This is a genomic window from Nocardia arseniciresistens, assembly GCF_046764875.1.
Lineage (GTDB): Bacteria > Actinomycetota > Actinomycetes > Mycobacteriales > Mycobacteriaceae > Nocardia > Nocardia arseniciresistens.
Genome location: NZ_JBKORD010000009.1, coordinates 291,431 through 318,040, shown reverse-complemented (window position 1 = coordinate 318,040; position 26,610 = coordinate 291,431). Strand labels below are relative to the sequence as shown.

1 pseudogene is annotated in these 26,610 nt (G+C 64.6%); it reads left to right on the top strand.

Going from position 1 to position 26,610, the window contains the following annotated elements:
* Positions 1 to 15: 15 nt before the first annotated feature.
* A pseudogene (locus ACLMAJ_RS18970) lies at positions 16 to 26,610 on the top strand (SDR family NAD(P)-dependent oxidoreductase); the annotation flags it as partial.

Below are 26,610 nucleotides of genomic sequence, written 5' to 3'. Positions count from 1 at the left end.
GAGATAGAACAGATAATGACGAAGCCCGACGACAACACCCAGAAGCTCGCTCAGGCGCTACGTGTCTCGCTCAAAGAGACCGAGCGGTTGCGTGCCCGCAACCGCAAGCTGGACGCAGCCATTCGCGAACCTATCGCGATTGTGGGTATGGCGTGTCGTTATCCGGGCGGTGTCAGTTCTCCTGAGGATCTTTGGAGGTTGGTCTCGGACGGGACCGACGCGACGTCGGAGTTCCCCGAAAATCGAGGCTGGGACACCGAACGCCTCTACGATCACACCGGCGAGACGCCGAACAGCACTTACACCCGCGAGGGTGGCTTCCTCCATTCTGCCGGCGAATTCGATCCGGGCTTTTTCAATATCAGCCCGAATGAAGCCGCGATGATGGACCCGCAGCAGTTTCTGCTGCTGGAGACCTCATGGGAGGCGTTCGAGCGGGCGGGTGTCGACCCCGGATCGTTGAAGGGAAGCCGAACCGGTGTGTGGGTCGGCATGATGTATCACGACTATCCGGCCAATGCGAATTCGGGATCTATCGCTTCCGGCCGTGTGTCGTATGTCTATGGCCTGGAAGGCCCGTCGGTCACCGTGGATACGGCGTGCTCGTCGTCATTGGTGGCGATGCATTCGGCCGCGGCGTCGTTGCGGTCGGGGGAGTGCGATTTGGCGTTGGCCGGTGGTGTGGCGGTTATGGCGACGCCGGAGACGTTTGTGGAGTTCAGTCGCCAGCGTGGGTTGTCGCCGGATGGTCGGTGTAAGTCGTTCGCCGATTCGGCCGATGGGGTGGGTTGGTCGGAAGGTGTTGGCGTCCTGGTGTTGGAGCGTTTGTCCGACGCTCGCCGTAATGGTCATCAGGTTTTGGCGGTGATGGTGGGTTCGGCGGTGAATCAGGATGGTGCGTCGAATGGTTTGACTGCGCCGAATGGTCCGTCGCAGCGGCGGGTGATCCGGCAGGCGTTGGCGAATGCCGGGGTGTCGCCGGTCGAGGTTGATGTGGTGGAAGCTCACGGCACGGGAACGACTTTGGGTGATCCGATCGAGGCGCAAGCACTGTTGGCGACCTATGGGCAAGACCGTGACCTGGACCGTCCGTTGTGGTTGGGTTCGTTGAAGTCGAATATTGGTCATGCTCAGGCTGCTGCGGGTGTGGGTGGTGTGATCAAGATGGTGATGGCGATGCGCCATGGTGTGTTGCCGCGAACTCTGCATGTGGATCAGCCCAGTACCAAGGTTGATTGGACCGAGGGCCATATCCGATTGCTGACCGAGTCGGTGGCGTGGCCGGAGTCGGGTCGTCCGCGTCGTGCTGGGGTGTCCTCGTTCGGAATCAGTGGCACGAATGCGCACGTCGTCTTGGAGCAGGCTCCGGTGCCCGAGCAGGCTCCGGTGCCGGTGGCGAAGACTTTCCCGGCTGGCAAGTTGCTGCCGTGGGTGGTTTCGGCACGGAGTAGTGAGGCTCTCGCCGATCAGGTCGATCGTTTGATATCGCTTGCGGGCGAACATGATCCGATTGATGTCGGCTTCTCGCTGGCGTCCACGCGTGCTGTTTTCGAGCATCGGGCTGTGGTCGTGGCCGAGGGCCGTGACGGTCTGCTGGCGGGAGTACGGGCGCTGGGTCGCGCCGAGTCTGTTCCGGGTGTGGTTTCCGGCCGTGTGGTGGCCGGTTCGACGGGTGTGGTGTTTTCCGGTCAGGGTGCGCAGTGGGCTGGTATGGCCGCCGAACTACATGGTGCGTCGCCGGTGTTCGCCGAGGCTTTCGAAGCTATCGTCGCCGAGCTGGATCCGCAACTGGGACAACCGGTTTCGCTGAGCACGGCGTTGATGAGCGATGACCTGGTGGATCGGACGGTGTTCGCGCAGGCGGGTTTGTTCGCGTTCGAGGTGGCGTTGTTCCGGCTGCTCGAATCATGGGGAGTCCGAACCGATGTCGTAGCCGGTCATTCGATCGGTGAGGTCGCTGCCGCACATGTGGCCGGGGTGTTGTCGTTGGCGGATGCGTGTGTCCTGGTCGCCGCGCGTGGCCGGTTGATGCAAGCGCTGCCGACGGGTGGCGCGATGGTCGCTGTCGGTGCCTCGGAAGCCGATGTGCTGCCTTTGCTGGCCGCTGAAGTGTCGATCGCAGCAGTCAACGGTCCCGCGTCTGTGGTGCTCTCCGGTGTCGAGGACGCGGTTGCCGCGGTGGTCGAGGCGTGTGTCGGGCGCGGGTGGCGGACGCATCGGTTGCGGGTTTCGCATGCTTTCCACTCGGTGTCGATGGAGCCGATGCTGGCCGAATTCGCTACGGCGATAGCGGGTTTGACGTTCGCTCCGCCGAGTATCTCATTGGTGTCGACGGTGACCGGTGCCCGAATCGAAGATGAGATGTCGGATCCGTCGTATTGGGTGGGGCAGGTCCGTGCGACGGTGCGGTTCGCCGATGCGGTTGTCGCGATGGCTGGTGCGGGTGTGTCCAGGTTCGCCGAGGTCGGGCCGGATGCGGTGCTGAGCCCGATGATCGCCCAGAGTCTCGATGACGGGGCTGCGGTGGTGGCGTTGGCGCGTCGGGGTGCAGCAGATGCATCGGCCGTGCTGGGTGGGGTGGCCGGGTTGTTCGTGGCCGGCGCTCACGTCGATTGGACCGGTTTGTACGCCGGTACCGGGGCTCGGCGAGTCGACTTGCCTACCTACGCCTTCCAACATGAGCGTTTCTGGCTCGATGCCAAGCGGATGCTCGCGCAGTCGTGGCTGGGAGCCGAACTGGGTGGGGTCAGCTCGGTCGGGCTGGATGTGGTGGATCATCCGTTGCTGGGTGCTGTTGTGCCGCATCCGGATTCGGGTGGGGTGAGTTTCACCGGCCGGTGGTCGCTCGACTCGGTGGAATGGCTGGCCGACCACAGTGTGCTCGGCACGGTGTTGCTGCCGGGAACCGGGTTTGTCGAGCTGGCCGGCTATGTCGGCGGTGTCCTGGGTTGTGCTGTGGTGGACGAGCTTGTCCTGCACACCCCGTTGACGCTACCTGCCGAGGCCAGTGTCGCGGTGCAGGTGGTGGTCGCCGCCGCCGATGAGACCGGTCGTCGGCGGTTGAGTGTCCATTCTCGGCAGGCAGGCGAGGGTCCGTGGTTGCTGCACGCCGAAGGCGTGCTCGCCCCGGATGAGGTGGCGGCTGATTTCGACCTCACCTCCTGGCCCCCCGCTGGCGCGCAGCCGTTGTCCATTGACGGCGTGTATGACGAGCTGCTGGATGTCGGCTATGGGTATGGCCCGTTCTTCCAGGGCTTGCGGGCGGCCTGGCAACGCGGTGATGAACTGTTCGCCGAGGTCGCTCTGCCGGATCCGCAGGACGCCAAGGGTTTCGGGATTCATCCGGCCTTGTTCGACTCGGCGTTGCATGCCGGGATAGTTCATGGTCTTCGCGGAGGCGTGCAGGGGTTCCCCGCGCTGCCGTTCAGCTGGAACCAGGTCGTGGTGCACTCGGTCGGCGCTGCCGCAGTGCGCGTCCGCATCGTGCTCCAGGGCGACCGGTTCGCCGTGCAGATCGCCGATGAGCAGGGGCAACCTGTTCTGTCGGTGGGCGCGTTGCTTGCTCGGCCCGTGTCGGCTGAAGGTTTGCGTGCGGATCCGGTGTCCGAGGCCCTCTTCGGCGTGGAATGGGTTACTGTTGCGGCGCATTCGGCGGCGAGTATCGAGCCGGGCCGGGTGGCGGTCCTCGGTGTGGGGCAGAGCCCCGGTGAGGTGCGGCGTCATCGTGATCTCGCGGCGTTGATCGCCGATCTCGATATGACTCCCGATTCGGTTGTTCCCGAGATCGTGCTGCTGGAGTGCCCCGACCACGATGGTTCGCCGCCGGAGGCCGTGCGGCAGGTCGTAACCGGTGTCCTCGACACCGTCCGACATTGGCTGGCCGATACTCGTTTCGTCAGTTCCCGCTTGGTTGTGCTCACCAAAGACGCAGTGACAGTTTCTGATTCCGAGCAGGTGAGCCTGGAGCACGCCCCCGTGTGGGGATTGCTGCGTGCCGCGCAGGCGGAACACCCGGATCGGTTCCAGATTCTCGACCTCGCCGGATCTGCTCGAGACCCGGACGACCAGAGCCTCGACCCGGTCGCTGTCGCGATCGTAACTGCGGCTGCGGCAATGGAGCCGGAGGCCGCGCTACGCGGCACCACCCTGCTCGTGCCACGCTTGACCCGCCACGCACCTGGCGCGATCGTCCGGCCGATCCGGCCGGGCACCGTACTGGTGACCGGCGGAACCGGTGGCCTCGGCGCGGTGATCGCCCGTCACCTTGTGACCGAACACGGTGTGCGCCAACTACTTCTGACATCACGGCGTGGCCCGGATGCCCCCGGCGCTGCCGAGTTGCGTGCGGAGCTGGTCGTGCTGGGTGCCGAGGTCACCATCACCGCATGTGATGTGTCCGATCGGGACGCGCTGGCGGCACTGCTGGACAGCATCCCCACTCAGCATCCGTTGGTGGGTGTGGTGCACGCGGCCGGAACCGCCGACAACGGCTTGATCGAGTCGATCACGGCGGACCGGATCGACCGCGTCTTCAGGCCTAAGGTCGACGCGGCATGGCACCTGCACGAACTCACTCGCGATCAATCGCTGTCGCTGTTCGTATTGCTGTCCTCCGCAGGTGGATTGGTGCTGGCCGCGGGCCAAGCCAACTATGCCGCGGCGAATGTCTTCCTCGATGCCCTCGCCGCGTATCGGCGCGGCCGGGGACTCCCGGCGACCTCTGTCGATTACGGTCTGTGGGCGAGATCGAGCGGACTCGGCACCGAGCTGTCCGAAGACGACTTCGATCGGATGCGCAAGCAGGGCTTCCCGCCGCTTTCCGAGACCGACGGCCTTGCGCTGTTCGACTCCGCCATAGCCACCGATACCGCGCAGTTGGTGGCGCTGCGCGTCGACCCGGCCGTGCTTCGCGCTCGGGGCGAGCAGATCCCGGCCCTGGTCCGCTCGATCGCACCGATGCCCGTGCGCCGCAACAATCGAACCCCTGCGGGTCGGGCATTCGCGCACAAGCTGGCCGGTCTCTCCGATACCGAGCGCGAGAGCACCCTGCTCAGCCTGGTCCGGTCGATGGCCGCCGAGGTCCTCGGACACGCGTCTTCGGATGCAGTTGAACCCCAACAGGCCTTCCAGCAACTCGGGTTCGATTCGTTGCGGGCCATCGAGTTTCGCAACAAGCTCAACGCTGCGACCGGTCTGCGACTACCCGCCACCTTGATTTTCGATCAGCCCAACCCTCAGGTCGTCGCCGAGTTCATTGATTCCCAGCTCACCGGCATCGGGGCCGTCGATGAACGCACGATAAGCCGGGTCCGAGCCGACGACGAGCCGATCGCTGTGGTGGCGATGGGCTGCCGCTACCCCGGTGGTGTCGCGTCGCCGGAGGACCTGTGGAGTCTTGTCGTCTCGGGGACCGATACCACCGGCGAGGCGCCGGTTGATCGTGGCTGGGACATCGACGGTATCTACGATCCCGAACCCGGCAAGGCGGGTAAGACCTACGCACGTCGCGGTGGGTTCCTTTATGAGGCAGCCGATTTCGACGCGGAATTCTTCGGGATCAGCCCGAACGAGGCCACGATGATGGATCCCCAGCAGCGGTTGCTATTGGAGGTTTCGTGGGAGGCGTTGGAACGCGCCGCTGTGGATCCGGCTGTGCTGCGTGGCAGTTCGACGGGTGTCTTTACCGGTGTGATGTACCACGACTACGCCCAGGGAACCGGTACCGGTAACAGCGCTGGCGGCAGTCTGGTGTCGGGGCGGATTGCCTACACCCTCGGGTTGGAGGGCCCGGCCGTTTCGGTGGATACGGCGTGTTCGTCATCGCTGGTGGCCCTGCATCTGGCCGCACAGTCGTTGCGGTCTGGGGAGTGCGATCTGGCGTTGGCCGGTGGTGTGGCGGTCATGGCCACCCCGGACATGTTCCTCGAGTTCAGCCGCCAGCGGGGGTTGGCGCCGGACGGGAGGTGCAAGTCCTTCGCCGATGCCGCCGACGGTGTCGCCTGGTCCGAGGGCGCCGGTATTTTGGTGTTGGAACGGTTGTCCGACGCCCGCCGCAATGGTCATCAGGTGCTTGCGGTGATCGCTGGTTCGGCGGTGAATCAGGATGGTGCCTCGAATGGTTTGACCGCGCCGAATGGTCCTTCCCAGCGGCGAGTGATCCGGCAGGCGCTGGCCAACGCCAGGATCTCGCCGGTCGAGGTCGACACGGTGGAGGCTCACGGCACCGGCACCACACTCGGGGACCCGATCGAAGCCCAAGCGCTGCTGGCCACCTACGGACAGGACCGTGACCAGGATCGCCCGTTGTGGCTGGGTTCGTTGAAGTCGAACATCGGTCATGCTCAGGCCGCTGCCGGTGTGGGTGGTGTGATCAAGATGGTGATGGCGATGCGGCACGGTGTGTTGCCGCGGACACTGCATGTCGATCAGCCCAGCACCAAGGTCGACTGGACCGAAGGTCATATCCGATTGCTGACCGAATCGGTGCCGTGGCCGGCAGTGGATCGGCCGCGTCGCGCTGGTGTCTCCTCGTTCGGCCTAAGCGGCACCAACGCCCACCTCATCGTCGAACAAGCCCCGGTATCGGACCCAGCTCCGGTGCCGGTGGTCAAGACGGTCCCGGCCGGTGGGTTGCTGCCATGGGTGGTCTCCGCGCGTAGTTGCAAGGCTCTCGCTGATCAGGCAGGGCGATTGGCCTCACATGTCGAGGTCCACGACTCGATCGACATCGGCTTCTCGCTCGCAACTTCGAGAGTGTTGTTCGAGCACCGGGCCGTGGTGCTGTCGCCCGACCGCGACGGCCTGTGGGCCGGCATACAAGCGCTGGGTCGCGCCGAATCCGTTCCGGGTGTGGTGACCGGTCGTGTGGTGGCGGGTTCGACGGGTGTGGTGTTTTCGGGTCAGGGTGCGCAGTGGGCTGGTATGGCTACTGAGCTCCACAATGCGTATCCGGTGTTTGCCGAGCATTTCGATGCGATTGTTGTCGAGTTGGATCTGCTGCTGGGGCAGTCGGTTTCGTTGGTTGCGGCGTTGGCGGACGGCGATCTGGTGGATCGGACGGTGTTCGCGCAGGCGGGGTTGTTCGCGTTCGAGGTGGCGTTGTTCCGGCTGCTGGAATCGTGGGGTGTGCGTGCGGATGTGGTGGCGGGTCATTCGATTGGTGAGGTCGCTGCCGCGCATGTGGCGGGGGTTATGTCGTTGGCGGATGCGTGTGTGCTGGTGGCGGCGCGTGGCCGGTTGATGCAGGCCCTGCCCGGCGGGGGAGCGATGGTCGCTGTTGGTGCTTCGGAAGCCGATGTACTGCCGTTGTTGTCCGCTGAAGTGTCGATCGCGGCGGTCAACGGTCCGTCGTCGGTGGTGCTCTCCGGTGTCGAGGACGCGGTCGCCGCGGTCGTCGAGGCGTGCGCCGAGCGTGGTTGGCGCACACGTAAGTTGCGGGTGTCGCATGCTTTCCATTCGGTGTCGGTGGAGCCGATGCTGGGCGAATTCGCGACGGCGATAGCGGGTTTGGCGTTCGGTCGGCCGAACATCCCGGTGATCTCCACGGTGACCGGTGCCCGGATCGCCGAGGAGATGTCGGATCCTTCGTATTGGGTGGGGCAGGTCCGTGACACGGTGCGGTTCGCCGATGCGGTCACCGCGATGGCGGGTATGGGTGTGGGGAGGTTCGCCGAGGTCGGGCCCGATGCGGTGTTGACTCCGATGATCGCTCAGATCGTGGATGACGGGCAGGTAAGCGCGGCTTCTGCCGTGGCGCTGGCGCGTCGAAACCATGCCGATGTGTCCACGGTGTCGGGTGGTGTGGCCGGGTTGTTCGTCTCCGGCGCCGAGGTGGATTGGGCGGGTTTCTACTCCGGTACCGGAGCCCAGCGAATCGACTTGCCCACCTATGCTTTCCAGCGTCGCCGCTATTGGATGGGTCAAGGTGCCGCCGGTAGTGGTGACGCTCGGTCGATGGGGCTGGTGGCTACCGGACACCCCTTGGTTTCGGCGGTGCTGTGGCAACCGGATTCCGATGTGGTCTCGGTGAGTGGCAGGTTGTCGCCGCAAATGCAGCCATGGCTGGCCGATCACCGGGTTATGGACACCGTGTTGTTCCCTGGTACCGGTCTCGTCGAACTCGCTCTGCATGCCGGGGAGCGGGTCGGCTGTTCGAGCCTCGAGGAGTTGGTCCTGCGGGCGCCGCTGGTGCTGTCGGAGTCGACTGGGGTTGCGGTGCGCGTTGTCGTCGGTGGCGAGGACAACGCGGGTCGTCGTGGGGTGCGGATCTTCTCCCAACCCGATGGTGATATCGATTCGTCGCGGTCGTGGACGCTGAACGCCGAGGGCGTGCTCGCGTCCGGAATTGCGAGCGCGGCTGCGGAACTGGTGCAGTGGCCACCGACTGGCGCGGTCGCCGTGGACATCGATGGTGTTTACGATTCCCTCGATGCGCAGGGCTATCACTACGGGCCGGTTTTCCAGGCGCTGAAGTCGGTGTGGCGTGCGGCGGACGGGGTGTACGCCGAGGTCGTATTGCCTGAGCAGGCCAGGGCCGAGGCGGAGCGGTTCGGTGTGCATCCGGCGTTGCTGGATGCGGCGTTGCATGCCTTGCGTTTCGCTGATGACGTGTCGGCGGAGGGCGCTGGGCTGGCGTTGCCGTTCGAGTGGTCCGGTGTGACGGTGCATGCGGCTGGGGCTGATGCGTTGCGTGTTCGGCTCACCCGTATCAGTGAACATACGGTTGGTTTGGATCTGGCGGATATGACGGGTGCTCCGGTGGCGACGGTGCGGCATTTGGCTTCTCGGCCTGTCGATCCCGCGCAGCTCACGGCTGGCACACCGATTGCCCGCACCGCTGTTTTCCAGGTCGGTTGGACACCGGTCACAGTGGCTGAAGCTGAGATCAGCGCCGTCTCATGGGCGGATCTCGGTGACGAGGTCGTTCCACAGGTGGTGGTGTTGGACTGTCCAACAGGCAGCGATCCCGCCACCATCCATGCTGCGACGCATGAGGTTCTCGAGGCATTGCAGTCCTGGACCGCGCAGGTTCGGTTTGCCGAATCGGTGCTGGTGGTCCGCACCAGCTGCGCTGTCTCGGTAGCCGGGGAAGACATCACGAACCTTGCCGGCGCCGCGGTGTCCGGTCTGGTTCGTTCCGCGCAGGCGGAGAATCCTGGCCGAATCCTGTTGCTCGACACCGATTCCGAAGCCGGTGCGTCGCTGGGCGGGATTGTCGCCGCGGCCGAACCTCAGATGGCCGTGCGTCATGGGCAGGTACACATCGCACGGCTGGCCCGTGTCGATTCCGCCTCGGTTGTCGCCGCCGAAACTGCCTCGGCGACCACCTCTTTCGACTCGGACGATACGGTTCTGATCACCGGTGCGAGTGGTCTGCTCGGTGGATTGTTCGCTCGACATCTGGTTGCCGCACACGGTGTTCGGCGCTTGTTGTTGTTGAGCAGGCGTGGTGCGGCCGGTCCTGATGTTGCCGAGTTGCGGGTGCAGTTGCAGGGTCTGGGTGCGGAGGTCGAGTTCGTCGCGTGCGATGTTGCCGATCGTGGTGCGCTCGCGCAGGTGTTGGCCGACATACCTTCAGGTCATCCGCTGACCGGGGTGTTCCATATGGCTGGTGTGCTCGACGATGGCGCCATCGCTTCGCTGACCGCAGACCGGATGGACACGGTGTTGCGGCCCAAGGTCGACGCTGCCCTGCACCTGCATGAACTGACCGCCGATCTGCCGTTGAAAGCGTTCGTGCTGTTCAGCTCGGCGGCCGGTGCGTTCGGTAACCCTGGTCAGGGTAACTATGCCGCGGCCAACGCGTGCCTGGATGCGCTTGCGTCACACCGCAGGACCTCGGGCCTTCGCGCCCAGTCTTTGGCCTGGGGTCTATGGGACGGTGGTATGGCCGAGACGCTCAGCGACGTCGACCGGCGCCGCATGTCTCGTTCGGGCCTGCTGCCTCTCTCGGAGGAACAGGGCCTCGCGCTGTTCGACGCGTCTACCCGGATCGACGCGACGACACTCGTTCTCGCACGTCTGGATCTGGATAGCATGCGCAGCGCGGGAGTCGCCGCGCCGGCGCTGTTCGCCAATCTGATTCCTGCTCGACGTAGAGCGGCATCGGGTGCTTTCACGGCGCTACGCGCTCGTTTGACGAACACTCCTGACAGCGAACGGCTCGGTGTTCTCGTCGAGATCGTCCGTGGCCAGATCGCCACGATCCTCGGTCACCAGAACGCGAGCGCGATCGCGGCCGACAAGGCCTTCAACGAGCTGGGCTTCGATTCGATCACCGCCGTCGAGTTCCGCAATACGCTCAACACCGTCACTGGCCTGCGGTTGCCCGCGACGCTGGTGTTCGACTATCCGACACCACAGGCATTGGCACAGTATCTCGCCGACGAATTCACCGGCACCAGTCAGGGCATCGAGGTCACCGCCAACAGGACTGTCGACGACGAGCCGATCGCCGTGGTGGCGATGAGCTGCCGTTATCCGGGTGGTGTCGCCTCGCCCGAAGACCTGTGGAATCTGGTCACCTCGGGCATTGACACCACCGGCGAGATGCCGGTGGATCGCGGCTGGGATATCGACGGAATCTACGATCCGGAGCCCGGCAAGGCTGGCAAGATCTTTACGCGTCAGGGGGGATTCCTGTATGCGGCAGCCGATTTCGATGCAGACTTCTTCGGGATCAGTCCGAACGAGGCGACGATGATGGATCCGCAGCAGCGATTGCTGTTGGAGGTGTCGTGGGAAGCGTTGGAACGCGCCGGTATTGATCCGGCGGTGTTGCGCGGTAGTTCTGCCGGGGTGTTCACGGGTGTGATGTACCACGATTACGCGCAGGGCAGTGGTGGCAACGCTTCCGGCAGTTTGGTGTCGGGTCGGATCGCTTACACGTTGGGTTTGGAGGGCCCTGCGGTGTCGGTGGATACGGCGTGTTCGTCGTCGTTGGTGGCGATGCATTTGGCTGCGCAGTCGTTGCGGTCGGGTGAATGTGATCTGGCGTTGGCCGGTGGTGTCGCGGTTATGGCGACGCCGGAGACGTTTGTGGAGTTCAGTCGCCAGCGTGGGTTGTCGCCGGATGGTCGGTGTAAGTCGTTCGCCGATTCCGCCGATGGTGTCGGCTGGTCCGAGGGGGCCGGCGTCCTGGTGTTGGAGCGTTTGTCCGACGCTCGCCGTAATGGTCATCAGGTGCTTGCGGTGATCGCGGGTTCGGCGGTGAATCAGGATGGTGCGTCGAATGGTTTGACTGCGCCGAATGGTCCGTCGCAGCGGCGGGTGATCCGCCAAGCGTTGGCGAATGCGGGGGTGTCCCCGGTCGAGGTTGATGTGGTGGAAGCTCACGGCACGGGTACCACTTTGGGTGATCCGATCGAGGCGCAAGCGTTGCTGGCCACTTACGGTCAGGGTCGCGATCCGGGTAGTCCGTTGTGGTTGGGTTCGTTGAAGTCGAATATTGGTCATGCTCAGGCTGCTGCGGGTGTGGGTGGTGTGATCAAGATGGTGATGGCGATGCGGCATGGTGTGTTGCCGCGAACCCTGCATGTGGATCAGCCCAGTACGAAGGTTGATTGGTCTGAGGGTCATGTGCGTTTGCTGACGGAGTCGGTGGCTTGGCCGGAGGCGGATCGGCCGCGTCGTGCTGGTGTGTCTTCGTTCGGCATCAGCGGCACGAATGCTCACGTCATTGTGGAGCAGGCCCCGGTGACCGTGTCAGTAGTGAAACCGGCTCCAGTATCGGTGGTCGAGACCGTTCCGACCATGTTGCCGTGGATGCTCTCGGCACGTAGTGATGAGGCTGTTGCCGGTCAGGCTGCTCGCCTGGCGTCGCACGTGGTCGATCATGACCGGGATCCGGTGGATGTAGGTTTCTCGTTGGCATCCACGCGTGGTGTTTTCGAGCATCGCGCTGTGGTGTTGGCCGAGGGACGGGATGATCTGCTCGCGGGTGTGCGGGCGTTGGCCGCCGGTGTGCAGGCACCCGATGTGGTGACCGGTCGTGTGGTGGCGGGTTCGACGGGGCTGGTGTTCTCGGGTCAGGGTGCGCAGTGGGCGGGTATGGCCGCCGAACTACATCGTGCGTATCCGGTGTTCGCGGAGGCTTTCGACGCGATTGTTGTCGAGTTGGATCCGCAACTGGGGCAACCGGTTTCGCTGAGTGCGGCGTTGGTGTCCGAGGATCTGGTGGATAGGACGGTGTTCGCGCAGGCTGGTTTGTTCGCGTTCGAGGTGGCGTTGTTCCGGCTGCTCGAATCGTGGGGCGTGCGAGCTGATGTGGTGGCGGGTCATTCGATCGGTGAGGTCGCGGCGGCGCATGTGGCCGGGGTGTTGTCGTTGATGGATGCGTGTGTGCTGGTGGCCGCGCGTGGCAGGTTGATGCAGGCGTTGCCTTCCGGGGGAGCGATGGTCGCTGTCGGCGCTTCGGAAGCCGATGTGCTGCCGTTGTTGTCCGATGAGGTATCGATCGCGGCGGTCAATGGTCCGTCGTCGGTGGTGCTCTCCGGTGTCGAAGACGCGGTCCTTGCCATCGTCGAGGCGTGCACCCAGCGTGGGTGGCGCACACGTAAGTTGCGGGTCTCACACGCTTTTCATTCGGCGTCGATGGAGCCGATGCTGGCCGAATTCGCGACGGCGATAGCGGGTTTGGTGTTCGCCTCACCGAGTATCTCATTGGTGTCGACGGTGACCGGTGCCCGGATCGCCGAGGAGATGTCGGATCCGTCGTACTGGGTGGGTCAGGTCCGTGAGACGGTGCGGTTCGCCGATGCGGTCGCGACGATGGCGGGTATGGGTGTGGCCCGGTTCGCCGAGGTCGGGCCGGATGCGGTGTTGACTCCGATGATCGCCCAGATACTCGATGACGGGCAGGTCAGCGCGGGGGCTGCGGTGGTGGCTTTGGCGCGTCGGGGTGAAGCAGATGCATCGGCCGTGTTGGGTGGGGTGGCAGGGTTGTTCGTGGCTGGAGCTCACGTCGATTGGGCCGTTCTATACGCCGGTATCGGAGCCGAGCGAGTCGACTTGCCCACCTATGCTTTCCAGCGTCGCCGCTATTGGATGCCCGAAGGTCCAGCCGACGGTGGTAATGCCCGGGCGATGGGTCTCGTCGCTACCGGACACCCCCTGGTCTCGGTGGTCGTATCACAACCGGACTCCGACGCGGTTACTCTCACCGGTCGCTTGTCGATGCTGACACACCCATGGCTGGCCGACCACATGGTTGTGGACACCGTGCTGTTCCCCGGTGCCGGTTTGGTCGAACTCGCCTTGTATGCCGGAGAACAGGTCGGTTGCTCGACCGTCGAGGAGTTGGTCCTACAAGCTCCACTGGCATTGTCGGAGTCCACCGGACTCGTTGTGCGCGTTGTTGTCGGTGCCGAGGACGAGACCGGTCGTCGCTCGGTGCGGACCTTCTCTCGGCCCGATGATGGTGTTGATTCGGTGGCGTCGTGGACGCTGAACGCCGAAGGCGTGCTCGCGTCCGGAATCGACAGCGCGGCTGCGGATCTGGTGCAGTGGCCGCCCGTCGGTGCGGTCGCGGTCGATATCGATGGGGTCTATGACTCTCTCGATGCGCAGGGCTATCACTATGGTCCGGTTTTCCAGGCGCTGCGGTCGGTGTGGCGTGGATCCGACGGGCTGCTCTATGCCGAGGTCGTATTGCCTGAGCAGGCTCGATCCGAGGCGGAGCGGTTCGGTGTGCATCCGGCGTTGCTGGATGCGGCGTTGCATGCCTTGCGTTTCGCCGATGACGTGTCGGCGGAGGGTGTCGGGCTGGCGTTGCCGTTCGAGTGGTCCGGTGTGACGGTGCATGCGGCTGGGGCTGATGCGTTGCGTGTTCGGCTGACTCGCATCGGTGCGCACGGTGTTGCTCTGGATCTGGCGGATATGACGGGCGCTCCGGTGGCGAGGGTGCGGCATTTGGCTTCCCGGCCAATCGATCCCGCGCAGCTCATGGGCACTGTGTCCGGCTTCGGTAAGGCGTTGTTCCAGATCGGCTGGACACCGATCGCGGTGCGTGAAGCTGAAGTCACCGCGGTAGCGTGGGCGGGGCTCGGTGAGCAGGTTCCGCAGGTGGTGGTGTTGGACTGCCCGAGGGGTAATGATCCCGCCGCTATCCATGCTGCGACTCATGAGGTTCTGGGGGTATTGCAGTCCTGGATTGCGGACAATCGGTTCGCCGAATCGGTGCTCGTAATCCAGACCAGCGGTGCTGTCTCGGTGGCAGGGGAAGACATCACGAACCTGGCCGGTGCCGCGGTGTCCGGTCTGGTTCGTTCCGCGCAGGCGGAGAATCCTGGCCGAATCCTGTTGCTCGACACCGATTCCGAACTCGACGGGCTGCTCGGGGGGATTGTCGCCGCGGCCGAACCGCAGGTGGCGGTGCGTGATGGGCGAGTACACATTGCGCGCCTCGGCCGCGTGTCCGCTCCGACGACCGCTTCAGCGGGAGACTCGACAGCCGATTCGGCTGTGAGTTCGTCCTTCGGCCCGGACGACACGATTCTGGTCACCGGTGCGAGTGGTCTGCTCGGTGGATTGTTCGCTCGACACCTGGTTGCCATGCGCGGTGTTCGGCGCTTGCTGTTGTTGAGCAGGCGTGGTGAATCCGCTCCCGGAGCCGCTGAGCTGCGGGTGCAGTTGCAGGGTCTGGGTGCGGAGGTCGAGTTCGTCGCCTGTGATGTTGCCGATTGTGGTGCGCTCGCGCAGGTGTTGGCCGACATACCTTCAGGCCATCCGCTGACCGGTGTGTTCCACCTGGCTGGTGTGCTCGATGACGGTGCGATCGGTTCGTTGACCCCGGCGCGGATGGATGCCGTGTTGGGGCCCAAGGTCGATGCCGCCCTGCACCTGCATGAACTGACCGCCGATCTGCCGTTGAAGGCGTTCGTGCTGTTCAGTTCGGTGGCCGGTGCGTTCGGTAACCCTGGTCAAGGTAACTACGCGGCGGCCAACGCGTGCCTGGATGCGCTTGCGTCACACCGCAGGACCTCGGGTAGTTGCGGTACGTCGTTGGCCTGGGGATTGTGGGACGGGGGTATGGCCGGGAAACTCAGCGACCAGGACCGGCACCGCATGTCCCGTTCGGGTTTGCTGTCGCTCTCGGAAGAACAAGGCCTCGCGCTGTTCGAGGCCGCGACAGGGTTGGACACAGCTGCCCTTGTCCTTGCCCGTTTCGATCTGGACGCTTTGCGCAGCACGGGATTCGAGGTGCCCGCACTGTTTTCCGCGCTGATCCCGCAACGCCGCAAAGCGGCCTCGGGTGCTTTCACTGCGCTACGCGCCCGGTTGGCGAACACTCCCGACGGTCAACGCTTCGGCGTCCTCGTGGAGATCGTGCGCGGTCAGGTCGCGGCGATTCTGGGTCATCAGAACGCGAATTCGATTGCGGCGGAAAAGGCTTTCAGCGAGCTGGGTTTCGATTCGCTCACCGCGATCGAGTTCCGTAACGCCCTCAACACCGTGACCGGTCTGCGGCTGCCCGCGACTCTGGTGTTCGACTACCCGACGCCACAGGCTCTGGCGAAATATCTGGCTGATGAGTTCGCAGGCACCAGCCGGGATGTCATGGTTACTGCCAGCAGGGCTGTCGACGACGACCCGATCGTTCTGGTCGGAATGGCCTGCCGTTATCCGGGTGGTGTCGCCTCGCCCGAAGACCTGTGGAATCTGGTCACTTCGGGTGCCGATGCCACCGGTGAGTTGCCGATGGATCGTGGCTGGGACATCGACGGTATCTACGATCCCGAACCCGGCAAGGCAGGCAAAACATATACCCGCCAGGGTGGATTCCTGTACTCCGCCGCCGATTTCGATGCGGATTTCTTCGGGATCAGCCCGAACGAGGCCACGGGGATGGATCCGCAACAGCGGCAACTTCTGGAAACTACGTGGGAGGCGTTGGAACGCGCGGGTATTGATCCGGCGGTGTTGCGCGGTAGTTCGACCGGGGTGTTCACCGGTGTGATGTACCACGACTACGCGCAGGGCAGTGGTGGCAACGCTACCGGCAGTTTGGTGTCGGGTCGGATCGCTTACACGCTGGGTTTGGAGGGCCCCGCCGTCTCGGTGGATACGGCGTGTTCGTCGTCGTTGGTGGCGATGCATTTGGCTGCGCAGTCGTTGCGGTCGGGTGAATGTGATCTGGCGTTGGCCGGTGGTGTCGCGGTTATGGCGACGCCGGAGACGTTTGTGGAGTTCAGTCGCCAGCGTGGGTTGTCGCCGGATGGTCGGTGTAAGTCGTTCGCCGATTCCGCCGATGGGGTGGGTTGGTCGGAAGGTGTTGGCGTCCTGGTGTTGGAGCGTTTGTCCGACGCGCAGCGTAATGGTCATCAGGTTTTGGCGGTGGTGGTGGGTTCGGCGGTGAATCAGGATGGTGCGTCGAATGGTTTGACTGCGCCGAATGGTCCGTCGCAGCGGCGGGTGATCCGGCAGGCGTTGGCGAATGCCGGGGTGTCGCCGGTCGAGGTTGATGTGGTGGAAGCTCACGGCACGGGAACGACTTTGGGTGACCCGATCGAGGCGCAAGCACTGTTGGCCACCTATGGGCAAGACCGTGACCAGGACCGTCCGTTGTGGTTGGGTTCGTTGAAGTCGAATATTGGTCATGCTCAGGCTGCTGCGGGTGTGGGTGGTGTGATCAAGATGGTGATGGCGATGCGCCATGGTGTGTTGCCGCGAACTCTGCATGTGGATCAGCCTTCGACGAAGGTTGATTGGTCTGAGGGTCATGTGCGTTTGTTGACGGAGTCGGTGGCGTGGCCGGTGGTTGATCGTCCGCGTCGTGCTGGTGTGTCCTCGTTCGGTATCAGTGGCACGAATGCTCACGTCATCATCGAGCAGGCCCCGGTTGCGGTGGCGGGTCAGGCACCGCTGCCGGTGGTTGAGCACATTTCGGCCGGTGGGGTGCTGCCGTGGGTGGTTTCGGCACGCAGCGACGATGCTCTTGCCGGTCAGGCTGCATGCCTGGTGTCGCATGTGGTCGATCACGACCGGGATCCGGTGGATGTAGGTTTCTCGTTGGCGTCGACGCGTGGTGTTTTCGAGCATCGTGCTGTGGTGTTGGCCGAGGGACGTGATGAACTGCTCGCGGGGGTGCGGGCGTTGGCTGCGGGTGTGCAGGCACCTGGTGTGGTGACCGGTCAAGTGATGGCGGGTTCGACGGGTCTTGTGTTTTCGGGTCAGGGTGCGCAGTGGGCGGGTATGGCTACTGAGCTCCACAATGCGTATCCGGTGTTTGCCGAGCATTTCGATGCGATTGTTGCCGAGTTGGATCTGCTGCTGGGGCAGTCGGTTTCGTTGGTTGCGGCGTTGGCGTACGGCGATCTGGTGGATCGGACGGTGTTCGCGCAGGCGGGTTTGTTCGCGTTCGAGGTGGCGTTGTTCCGGCTGCTCGAATCATGGGGAGTCCGAACCGATGTCGTAGCCGGTCATTCGATCGGTGAGGTCGCTGCCGCACATGTGGCGGGGGTTATGTCGTTGGCGGATGCGTGTGTCCTGGTGGCGGCGCGTGGCCGGTTGATGCAAGCGCTGCCGACGGGTGGCGCGATGGTCGCTGTCGGTGCCTCGGAGGCCGATGTCGCCGAGTTGCTGGCGTTGCTGGACGATGCGGTGCAGGTATCGATCGCGGCGGTCAATGGTCCGGCTTCGGTGGTGTTGTCCGGTGTCGAAGACGATGTCGTCGCTGTCGTTGATCGGTGTGCGGAGCGTGGTTGGCGGACGCATCGGTTGCGGGTCTCGCATGCTTTCCATTCGGTGTTGATGGAGCCGATGCTCACCGAATTCGCCATGGCGATAAAGGGTTTGGTGTTCACCCGCCCGAGCATCGCGTTGGTGTCGACGGTGACCGGTGCGCGGATCAGCGAGGAGATGTCGAATCCGTCGTATTGGGTCGGTCAGGTCCGGGACACCGTCCGGTTCGCCGACGCGGTCGCGACGATGACGGTTATGGGCGTGACCCGGCTCGCTGAGGTCGGCCCCGACGCCGTGCTTACCCCGATGATCGCTCAGATCGTGGATGACACACAGGCGGGCGCGGCTTCTACGGTCGTGGCGCTGGCGCGTCGAAACCATGCCGATGTGTCCACGGTGTCGGGTGGTGTGGCCGGGTTGTTCGTCTCCGGCGCCGAGGTGGATTGGGCGGGTTTCTACTCCGGTACCGGAGCCCAGCGAATCGACTTGCCCACCTATGCTTTCCAGCGTCGCCGCTATTGGATGGGTCAAGGTGCCGCCGGTAGTGGTGACGCTCGGTCGATGGGGCTGGTGGCTACCGGACACCCCCTGGCCTCGGCGGTCGTGTCACAACCGGATTCCGATGTGGTCGCCGTCAGTGGCAGGTTGTCGGTGCAGACGCATCCATGGTTGGCCGATCACCGGATCATGGACACAGTGCTGTTCCCCGGTACCGGTCTCGTCGAACTTGCCCTCCACGCGGGAGAACAGGTCGGGTGCTCGACCCTCGAGGAGTTGGTCCTACGAGCCCCACTGGCATTGTCGGAGTCGACTGGGGTTGCGGTGCGCGTTGTCGTCGACGCGGAGGAAGAGACCAGCCGTCGCGCGGTACGGATCTTCTCCCGGCCCGATGATGGTATCGATTCGTCGCGGTCGTGGACGCTGAACGCCGAGGGCGTGCTCGCGTCCGGAATCGCGAGCGCGGCTGCGGAACTGGTGCAGTGGCCACCGACTGGCGCGGTCGCCGTCGACATCGATGGTGTTTACGATTCCCTCGATGCGCAGGGCTATCACTACGGGCCGGTTTTCCAGGCGCTGAAGTCGGTGTGGCGTGCGGCGGACGGGGTCTATGCCGAGGTCGTATTGCCTGAGCAGGCTCGATCCGAGGCGGAGCGGTTCGGTGTGCATCCGGCGTTGCTGGATGCGGCGTTGCATGCCTTGCGTTTCGCTGATGACGTGTCGGCGGAGGGCGCTGGGCTGGCGTTGCCGTTCGAGTGGTCCGGTGTCACGGTGCATGCTGCTGGGGCTGATGCGTTGCGTGTTCGGCTCACCCGTATCAGTGAACATACGGTTGGTTTGGATCTGGCGGATATGACGGGTGCTCCGGTGGCGACGGTGCGGCATTTGGCTTCCCGGCCAATCGATCCCGCGCAGCTCACGGCTGGCACACCGATTGCCCGCACCGCTTTGTTCGATATCGGCTGGACACCGATCTCGGTGTCCGAAGCCGATCTCACCGCCCTGTCGTGGACGGATGTCGGTGACGAGAGCGAGCAGGTCGCGCAGGTGGTGGTGTTGGATTGCCCGGCGGGTAATGATCCCGCCGCTATCCATGCTGCGACTCATGAGGTTCTCGAGGCATTGCAGTCCTGGACTGCCGATCATCGGTTCAGTGAGTCGGTGCTGGTGATTCGGACCAGTGGTGCGGTAGCGGTTGCTGGGGAAGACATTACGAACTTGGCCGGTGCTGCTGTGTGTGGTCTGGTTCGTTCGGCGCAGGCGGAAAGTCCCGGCCGGATCGTGTTGATAGACACCGATTCCGAACTCGACGGGCTGCTTGGTGGGATTCTGGCTTCGGCCGAACCTCAGGTGGCGGTGCGTGATGGGCGGGTACACAGTGCGCGGCTGGCCCGACTGGTCCCCACTGACGCGACCCCTCCGGTGACTGACTTCTTCGATCCGGATGACACTGTTCTGATTACCGGCGCCAGCGGCTACCTCGGTGGGTTGTTCGCCCGGCACCTGGTCAACGCCCATGGTGTGCGCCGACTTTTGTTGTTGAGCAGGCGTGGTGAATCCGCTCCCGGCGCTGCGGAGTTGCGTGCGGAGTTGCAGCATCTCGGTGCCGAGGTCGAGTTTGTGGCTTGTGATGTCGCCGATCGCGGCGCGCTCGGCGAGGTGTTGGCAGGCGTGCCCGCCGGTCACCCAGTCACGGGTGTGTTCCACCTGGCCGGTGTGCTCCATGATGGTGCCATCGCGTCGCTGACCCCGGATCGGATGGATACGGTGTTGGGGCCCAAGGTCGATGCCGCCCTACATCTGCATGAACTGACCGCCGATCTGCCGTTGAAGGCGTTCGTGCTGTTCAGCTCCGTGGCCGGTGCGTTCGGCAATGCTGGTCAAGGCAACTATGCCGCGGCCAATGCGTGCCTGGATGCCCTGGCGGCACACCGCAGGGCATCCGGGCTCCGCGGCAAGTCTTACGCCTGGGGTCTATGGAGCGTGGACGGAGGGATGGCCGCAGAACTCAGCGATGTCGACCGGCACCGCATGTCTCGTTCGGGCCTGCTGCCGCTCTCGGAAGAACAGGGGCTCGCGCTGTTCGATGCGGCTACCGCGATCGACGTGGCGGCCCCCGTGCTTGCCCGTTTCGACCTGGATGCCATGCGTAGCTCCGGATTCGCCGCACCCGCGCTGTTTTCCGCGCTGATCCCGCAACGCCGGAAAGCGGCCTCGGGTGCTTTCACTGCGCTACGCGCTCGGTTGGCGAACACTCCCGAGAGTGAACGTTTCGGTGTTCTCGTGGAGATCGTGCGTGGTCAGGTCGCGACGCTTCTCGGTCATCAGAACGCGAACGCGGTCGCCGCCGACAAGGCCTTCAACGAGCTGGGTTTCGATTCGGTCACCGCGATCGAGTTCCGCAACGCTCTCAACACTGTGACGGGTCTGCGGCTGCCCGCGACTCTGGTGTTCGATTATCCGACACCGCAGGCTTTGGCGAAGTACCTGGCTGATGAGTTCGCAGGCACCAGCCGGGATGTCGTGGTTACTGCCAGCAGGGCTGTCGACGACGACCCGATCGTTCTGGTCGGAATGGCTTGCCGTTACCCCGGAGGGGTTAGGTCTCCTGAGGAGCTCTGGGAACTGGTCCGTATTGGTGGGGATGCGGTATCGACGCTCCCGATCGACCGCGGCTGGGACATAGATGGCATCTACGATCCCGAACCTGGCCGGGTGGGGAAGTCCTATACCCGGGAAGGTGGGTTCCTGCACACCGCCGCCGATTTCGACGCGGATTTCTTCGGGATCAGCCCGAACGAGGCCACGGGGATGGATCCGCAACAGCGGCAACTCCTGGAAACCACGTGGGAAGCGTTGGAACGCGCCGGTATTGATCCGGCGGTGCTGCGTGGCAGTTCGACGGGTGTCTTTACCGGTGTGATGTACCACGACTACGCCCAGGGCAGTGGTGGCAACGCTACCGGCAGTTTGGTGTCGGGTCGGATCGCCTACACGCTGGGGCTGGAGGGCCCCGCCGTCTCGGTGGATACGGCCTGTTCGTCATCGCTGGTGGCGATGCATTTGGCTGCGCAGTCGTTGCGGTCGGGTGAATCCGATTTGGCATTGGCCGGTGGTGTGGCGGTGATGGCGACCCCGGAAACTTTCGTGGAGTTCAGTCGCCAGCGGGGACTTGCGCCGGACGGGCGGAGTAAGTCGTTCGCCGATTCCGCCGATGGTGTCGGCTGGTCCGAGGGTGCTGGTGTTTTGGTGTTGGAGCGTTTGTCCGACGCTCGCCGTAATGGTCATCAGGTTTTGGCGGTGATGGTGGGTTCGGCGGTGAATCAGGATGGTGCGTCGAATGGTTTGACTGCGCCGAATGGTCCGTCGCAGCGGCGGGTGATCCGGCAGGCGTTGGCGAATGCCGGGGTGTCGCCGGTCGAGGTTGATGTGGTGGAAGCTCACGGCACGGGAACGACTTTGGGTGATCCGATCGAGGCGCAAGCACTGTTGGCGACCTATGGGCAAGACCGTGACCAGGACCGTCCGTTGTGGTTGGGTTCGTTGAAGTCGAATATTGGTCATGCTCAGGCTGCTGCGGGTGTGGGTGGTGTGATCAAGATGGTGATGGCGATGCGGCATGGTGTGTTGCCGCGAACTCTGCATGTGGATCAGCCTTCGACGAAGGTTGATTGGTCTGAGGGTCATGTGCGTTTGTTGACCGAGTCGGTGGCGTGGCCGGAGTCGGGTCGTCCGCGTCGTGCTGGTGTGTCCTCGTTCGGTATCAGTGGGACCAATGCTCACGTCATCCTGGAACAGGCCCCGGCCGTGGATTCGGTGCCGGTGGTGAAGACCGACCCGGCCGGTGGGGTGCTGCCGTGGGTGGTTTCGGCACGCACCGACGATGCTCTTGCCGGTCAGGCTGCCCGCCTGGTGTCTCATATGGCAGACCATGACCAGGACCCGATCGATGTTGGTTTCTCGCTGGCCAGCACACGCGGTGTGTTCGAGCATCGGGCTGTTGTCCTGGGCGACGTTCGCGACGCTCTCCTCACCGGAGTGCGGGCGCTGGCAGGGGGCGTCCAGGCTGCCGGTGTGGTGACCGGTCGTGTGGTGCCGGGTTCGACGGGGCTGGTGTTTTCCGGTCAGGGTGCGCAGTGGGCTGGCATGGCCGCCGAGCTACTGGTGTATCCGGAATTCGCCGCGCACTTCGACGCGATCGTCGCGCAACTGGATCCAATACTGGGACAGTCGGTTTCGCTGAGTGCCGCATTGACCGACGATGCCTTGGTGGATCGGACGGTGTTCGCGCAGGCGGGGTTGTTCGCGTTCGAGGTGGCGTTGTTCCGGCTGCTCGAATCGTGGGGTGTGCGTGCGGATGTGGTGGCGGGTCATTCGATCGGTGAGGTCGCTGCCGCGCATGTGGCGGGGGTTATGTCGTTGGCGGATGCGTGTGTTTTGGTGGCCGCGCGTGGCCGGTTGATGCAGGCCCTGCCGACGGGCGGAGCGATGGTCGCTGTCGGTGCTTCCGAGGCCGAGGTGCTGCCGTTGTTGTCCGGTGAGGTGTCGATCGCGGCGGTGAATGGTCCGTCGTCGGTGGTGCTCTCCGGTGTCGAGGAAGCTGTCCTGGCTGTTGTCGGCACGTGCGTCGAAAATGGTTGGCGCACGTATCGTTTGCGGGTCTCCCATGCTTTCCATTCGGTATTGATGGAGCCGATGCTGGCCGAATTCGCTACGGCGATAGCGGGTTTGACGTTCGCTCCGCCGAGTATCTCATTGGTGTCGACGGTGACCGGTGCCCGAATCGAACACGAGATGTCCGACCCGTCGTATTGGGTAGGGCAGGTCCGGCAGGCAGTGCGATTTGCCGACGCTGTCGCCGCGATGACAGATCTGGGCGTGACTCGGTTCGCCGAGGTCGGGCCCGATGCGGTCCTGACCCCGATGATCGCTCAAACCCTCGACACCGCAACAACAATCCCTCTGATCAGACGTGACAACGCAGACCCCGCCACCTTGCTGACCGGGCTCGCTCGGCTCTACGTCGCGGGCACGATAGTGAATTGGGCGGCCTACTACGCCGGTACCGGAGCAGCGAAGACAGATCTACCGACATACAACTTCCAGCACCGCCGCTTCTGGACCGCCGGCCAACTGCACACCGGAGAGGCGTACGCGCTCGGTCTGCGATCCACCGAACACTCCATGCTGGGCGCGTTGGTAGCGCAGCCGGAGAGCGGGGGCGTCAGATTCACCGGCCGCCTGTCCACGGCCACCCATCCCTGGCTGGCCGATCATGACGTGTTCGGTGCCGTGCTGCTACCCGGCACCGGATTCGTCGAGCTGGCCATCTATGCCGGAGACCAGGTCGACTGTCCGCAACTGGAGGAACTCACCCTTCGGGCGCCGCTCGTGGTCCAGGGGCATGGCGGAGTGCAGATCCAGGTGATCGTCGGTGACGGTGACGAGTCCGGTCGCCGACGGATCGACATCTACTCGCGCCAGGATGTCGACGATCCGTCGGTCCCGTGGACTCACCATGCGGAAGGCACCGTGAGCCCGATCCGGCAGACCGACGAAGCAGAAAGCTGGGCCGACTTCGCGCAGTGGCCACCGGCCGGTGCCACGGAGGTGATGGTGGCCGGCGCATACGACGAACTCGCCGACAACGGGTACAACTACGGGCCCGCCTTCCAAGGTCTGGAAGCTCTCTGGCGCCGCGGCGAGGATCTCTTCGCCGAGGTCGCTCTGCCCGAGCAGACCTCTGCCCAGGGCTATGGCGTCCATCCGGCGCTGCTCGATGCGGCAATGCACGCACTGCCCTTCGGCCTTCCGCAGGGCGTGGACGAGGATGCCGAGCGTCCGACCCTCGTGCCATTCGCTTGGTCTTCGGTGCGTTTGCGCGCCGACGGCGCTCGCCGGGCGCGGGTTCGGTTGACCTTTCCGAATCCGGGGACAGTCACCCTGACCATGGCCGATTCCGGTGGTGCGCCCATGCTTTCGGTACAGTCCCTCGAATTGCGCCCGTTGTCCCTCGAACTGCTCGCGGCCTCATCCCGGCCCGCGCACGACGGACTGTACGAGGTCACCCGGCGGCCAGGACCGGAGTTGCGCTCGGTTGCGGGAGCCTCCTGGGCCGAGTGGGGCGCGGCGGAATCGGCCTCGGTCTTCCTCTTCCGGCCTCCGGTCGACGGCGGTGACGTGACGGCCCGGCTGCGCACTGCTTTGCACCGCACGCTCGGCGTCATCCAGGAGTTCTCGAGCGAAGAACGCTACGCCGTAAGCACTCTCGCCGTGATCACCGACAGCACGGCCGATCCGGCCGCGGCCGCGGTATGGGGACTGGTACGCGCGGCGCAGGCGGAGAACCCGGGGCGGATCGTGCTCATCGAGGCACCCGAAGGGACAACGGCGGATCACCTTGTAGCAGCAGCGCTGACGGGCGAGCCGGAACTGGACGTCCATGCGGATGGGCTGGGCCGGGACGCAATGACGCGGGTGCCGCGGCTCATCCGTGCCGTGTCGCCCGAATCGGAGCGGCCGACACCGTGGGATTCCGAGCGGACTGTGTTGATTACTGGTGGTACCGGCGGAGTCGGTCGCCACCTCGCCAAGCATCTGGTGAGTGAGCACGGCGTGCGACACCTGCTGTTGGCGGGCCGACGTGGACCAGCCGCCGCTGCGGATCTCATCGAGGAACTCGACGCTCTCGGCGCCGAGGTGCGTGTAGCCGCATGCGATGTCGGAAACCGCGCAGCGCTGCGAGACCTTCTTGCCTCGATACCCGCGGCGCATCCGTTGGGCGCGATCGTCCACGCGGCGGGCGTCACACACAACGGGCTGGTCGGTAACTTGACGCCGGAGCAGATCGACTACTGCCTCGGTGCCAAGGCCGATGCCGCCTGGTACCTGCACGAGCTCACCAGTGCGGCCGGGCTGTCCGCCTTCGTGATGATCTCCTCGGTGGCAGGCTCGGTGCCGCCCCCAGGTCAGGGTGGCTATGCGGCCGCCAATGTGTTCCTCGACGCGCTCGCGACCCACCGTCACGCCGAAGGCTTGGCGGCCACCTCGCTCGCCTATGGCCTGTGGGACACCGAAACCGGACTGACCGATCGGCTCAGCCAGGCCGACCGGCAGCGTATGCGCCGCCAAGGTGTGCCGCCACTGGCTGCCGCCAAGGCGCTCGAACTGTTCGACGCGGCATTGTCCACGGACCGTCCGGTACACGTGCCGGTCGAGCTCGATCTTGCCGCGTTGCGTGCCCTGGACGCGGTGCCCGCGCTGCTCAGCGACTTGGTCAAGCGGACCGGGCGTCGGCAGAGCACCGGAACACAGGATGTGGGTGCACTCCGCCGACGACTGGCACAGCTGTCCGAGTCCGAACAGGAGCAGTGGCTTCGGACGCACATCCTCGAGAATGTGGCGAGACTGCTGGGACATGAGAGCGTTGACGCACTCGACCCCGAGCGGGACTTCCTCGAATCGGGGTTCGACTCCCTGGCCGCCATGGAGTTGCGAACCGCCCTCAACGCGTCCACCGGCCTGACGCTGCCGACCGCCGCGATCTTCGATCACAAGACGCCGGCGGCGCTGGCCCGATACCTGCGGACGGAGCTCACCGCGGCCTCACGGACCGACCATGAACCCGGTGGTGCGGACGACTCGATGTACGGGATGTTCCGTGGCGCGGTGGTGTCCGGCCAGGTCGCCAAGGGTTTCGCTGTGTTGCGGGCGGCGGCGGAGTTGCGCGAGCAGTTCTCGTCGGCCCACGAACTTGACCGACTTCCGGTGCCTACCCGGCTCGCCACTGGCTCCGCGCTGCCACGCGTTATTTGCCTCGCGCCGCCACTGGCCACCGGCGGCGCGCATCAGTACGCCCGGATCGCATCGCACTTGCGAACTGCCCGTGACGTTTTGGCGCTGCCGCCGATCGGTTGCCGGACGGGAGAGCCACTGCCGACGACGCCGACGGCGGCCGCGGAAGCATTGGCGCGCTCCGTCCTCGATGCGGCGCAGGGAGATCCGTTCGTGCTGGTCGGATACTCCTCGGGTGGCCTGTTGGCCTACCTCGTCACCGAGCACCTGGAAGCGGCCGGTGGTCCAGCGCCCGCCGGGGTGGTCATGTTGGACACCTACACGGTGCACGACGATGGCGAATGGTTGCTTCGGCCGATGGCCGAACACATGGTGTCGGCAGAGGCTACATTCGGACGTTTCGACCAGGCCCGGCTGACCGGCATGGGCCGGTATGTGCGGCTCCTACAGGAGATAGTGCCCGGCTCCGTCGCCACGCCGACTTTGTTCATCCAGTGCGCCCAGACCTTCCTGGGGAGCTCATCGGATCGCGTGAACTGGCAGGCCGAACCGTGGGACTCGACGCATACCGTTGTTTCGGTACAGGCTGACCACTTCACAATCCTGGAGGACGGTTCGGCCGATGTCGCCGGAGCGATC